Source organism: Romboutsia sp. 1001713B170207_170306_H8 (genome assembly GCF_015550495.1).
GTDB lineage: Bacteria > Bacillota > Clostridia > Peptostreptococcales > Peptostreptococcaceae > Romboutsia_E.
Map to the genome: position 1 here is coordinate 1 of NZ_JADNAX010000026.1, position 3245 is coordinate 3245.

The following is a 3245-nucleotide window of genomic DNA, read 5'->3' on the forward strand; positions in this document are numbered from 1 at the left end:
CCTATAACACCTGCTACATTTGGACTCATAGCATGCATTAATAAGAAGTTTGAAGGATTTTCTTCTTGCCCAACCTTTTGAACAACTCTTGATGCCATTGGTACTGCTGAAACTCCTGCTGCACCTATCATTGGGTTAACTTTTCCTTTAGTTAATTTACACATTAACTTTCCGCCTAAAACTCCTGCTGCTGTACCTACTGAGAATGCAGCAAGTCCCATTGCTATTATACCTAAAGTTTGAGCACTTAATAATGTATCTGCATTAGTTGTTGCTCCAACTGATAATCCAAGTAATATAGTTACTATATACATTAAAGAACTTTGAGCAGTTTCTACTAATTTAGGAACTAATCCTGATTCTTTTATTAAGTTACCAAACATTAACATACCTACAAGTGGTGCTGCTGTTGGTAATAATCCTATAACTATTATCATAACTACTATTGGGAATATTATCTTTTCTTTTTTAGTAACAACTCTAGTTTGTTCCATTTTTATAGCTCTTTCTTCCTTAGTAGTTAAAGCTTTTATTATTGGTGGTTGTATAACTGGTACTAGTGCCATATAAGAATAAGCAGCTAGCGCTATTGTACCTAATAATTCTGGAGCTAGCGCACCAGTTAATTGTATAGCTGTTGGTCCATCTGCACCACCTATTATACCTATAGATGCTGCTTGTGGTCCTGTAAATCCAAGAGCTATCGCTCCTAAGAATGCAAAGAATACACCAAATTGTGCAGCTCCTCCAAGTAACATTGTCTTAGGATTAGCTATCATTGGACCGAAATCTGTTCCAGCTCCGATACATAAGAATATAAGTGGTGGATAAATACCAAGTTTAACACCTTGATATAGATAGTAGAATAATCCACCTTTATCACCATCATGTGCAGCTTTCATTAAATCAACACCTGGCATATTTGCAAGTAACATACCAGTTGCTATTGGTATAAGTAAGTATGGTTCATAACCTTTGCTAATAGCTAAGTATAAGAAAAAGCATGCTAAAGCTATGACTATTACTTGTTTAATGTTCATTTGTGCGAACCCTGATTCCATTACGAAATCCATTAACATTTGACCCATGTCATCTTCCTCCTCTAGCTTTTTGATACTATGCTATTTTTAATATTACATCTCCAAGATTTACGTTTTGTCCTTTTTCAACATGTATAGTTGATATAGTTCCATCAACTGGAGCTATTATTTCATTTTCCATTTTCATTGCCTCAAGTATAGCTACTACGTCACCTTTTTTAACTGCTTGTCCTTCTTTAACTAATATGTTGAACATGCTTCCTGGCATTGGAGCAGTTATATCTTCACCAGCACCATTTGAAACTGGAGCTGCTTTAGGAGCTGGAGCAGCAGTTTGAACTGGCTTTTGTCCTGGCTGTACTTCTTCTACTTCAACTTGATATACTTTTCCGTTTAATGTTATGTTATAAGCTTTTATACTCATTTTAATCTCCCTTTCATTTCATAAAAATAATTTTATAATTTCGATTTTAATTTTTTATATTTTTTATAATCATGTTAGTGTAAGTTAATTATTACTTTACTCTTTTTATACTTCTTATATGAAGGTTTGGATTTAACTTTCCATTTCCAGCCATTATAGATGCTGTTAAGCAAGCTACTAATCTTTCTTCTTCGTCATTATCATCTACCACTGTATTTGTAGTAACCGGTTTAACTTCTTCTTTTTTATTTTCTTTAAATAAAACTTTAAATGAGCTAAGTACTACAGCTATTAAAGCTAAAGTTAAAAGAACGATTGTCATACTTGATATTGTGATAGATATACCATCCATAAATGTTATATTCATATTTACCACCTATTCTCTACATAGTTACTGTTATATATTGTATAGCATTTTCATCAACTTCTTCAGTTGTAGCACATTCATTGTACTTAGATTCTAAGAACTTTGGAGCTACTTGAGGGAATAATGCATAAGCTAATACATCTTCATCAGTCTTAGCTAATTCACCAGCTTCTTTTTTCATAGCTTCAAATTCAGGAGCTATTAAATCAGCAGGTCTTACAGTTATTACTTCATCATCTCCAATTATTTTCTTTTTAATTTCTTCATCTATTGATGCAGGAGCCTTACCATATAATCCTTTTACATAGTCTTTTATTTCTTTTGGAACTAACTTATATCTTTCTCCTGTTAAAACATTGAATAAAGCTTGTGTTCCAACCATTTGACTTAAAGGTGTTACAAGTGGTGGGTATCCTAAGTCTTTTCTAACTCTTGGTACTTCGTTAAGTACATCTTCATATTTATCTTCAGCATTTTGTTGCTTCATTTGAGATAAAAGGTTAGATAACATTCCTCCCGGAACTTGGTACTTTAATGTTTGAGGATCTGTTAGTAAAACCTTTGCATCAAGTACGCCTTCGGCCATATACTTATCTCTTATTGGCTTAAAGTACTCTGCAACTTCAAGTAAAGCTTCCATATTTAATTCTGGATTTCTATCCATTTCAGCAAAAGCTATTGCTAAAGATTCAGTTGGAGGCTGAGAAGTACCACCAGATAATGGAGATATTGCTGTATCGATTATATCTATACCTGCCTCAACAGCTTTCATATATAACATTTCAGCTATACCACCTGTACAATGAGTATGTAGCTCTAAAGGCAAATCAGTTGCTTCTTTTAATTTCTTTATTAAGTCATATGCATTGTATGGTGTAAGTACCCCTGCCATATCTTTTATACATATAGAATCAGCACCCATATTTTCCATAGTTTTAACTAATTCAACATAGTACTCAGTAGTATGTACTGGACTTGTTGTATAAGATATTGCACATTGACAGTGTCCATTATATTTCTTTATGGCTTTCATTGATGCTTCTAAGTTTCTAACATCATTTAATGCATCGAATACTCTTATTATATCAATTCCATTTTTTATAGATAATTCTATAAATTTTTCTACTGTATCATCAGCGTAGTTTCTATAACCTAAAAGATTTTGTCCTCTAAGTAGCATTTGTAACTTTGTATTTTTAACATGCTTTCTTATAAGTCTTAATCTTTCCCATGGATCTTCATTTAAGAATCTTATACAAGAGTCAAATGTTGCTCCACCCCAAACTTCCATTGAGTAGTATCCTACTTTATCCATCGTTTCTAAAATAGGTATCATTTCATCTGTTTTTAACCTAGTTGCCATTAAAGATTGATGTCCGTCTCTTAAAGCAGTTTCAGTTATTTTTAACTTACT

General features: G+C 32.8%; 4 protein-coding genes. All 4 read right to left on the reverse strand.

Annotation, left to right across the window (positions count from 1 at the left end):
* The coding region (locus I2A66_RS16575; protein ID WP_195252025.1) for a sodium ion-translocating decarboxylase subunit beta at positions 1-1088 on the reverse strand (1088 nt) is incomplete at its 3' end.
* Between the two features lie 28 nt (positions 1089-1116).
* A complete protein-coding gene (locus I2A66_RS16580; RefSeq protein ID WP_207734804.1) occupies positions 1117-1464 on the reverse strand; it encodes a biotin/lipoyl-containing protein in 348 nt (115 codons plus the stop codon).
* A gap of 91 nt (positions 1465-1555) precedes the next feature.
* Positions 1556-1831 (reverse strand): OadG family protein, encoded by a 276-nt coding sequence (locus I2A66_RS16585; RefSeq protein ID WP_147515776.1) that lies wholly within the window; start codon positions 1829-1831, stop codon positions 1556-1558.
* A 16-nt stretch (positions 1832-1847) separates the two neighbouring features.
* On the reverse strand, positions 1848-3245 hold a 1398-nt coding region (locus I2A66_RS16590), incomplete at its 5' end, for an oxaloacetate decarboxylase subunit alpha (protein ID WP_195252026.1).

Coding starts and splice junctions, on each gene's coding strand:
- I2A66_RS16580 (WP_207734804.1), bottom strand. CDS start 1,464: ATGAGTATAAAAGCTTATAACATAACATTAAACGGAAAAGTATATCAA.
- I2A66_RS16585 (WP_147515776.1), bottom strand. CDS start 1,831: ATGAATATAACATTTATGGATGGTATATCTATCACAATATCAAGTATG.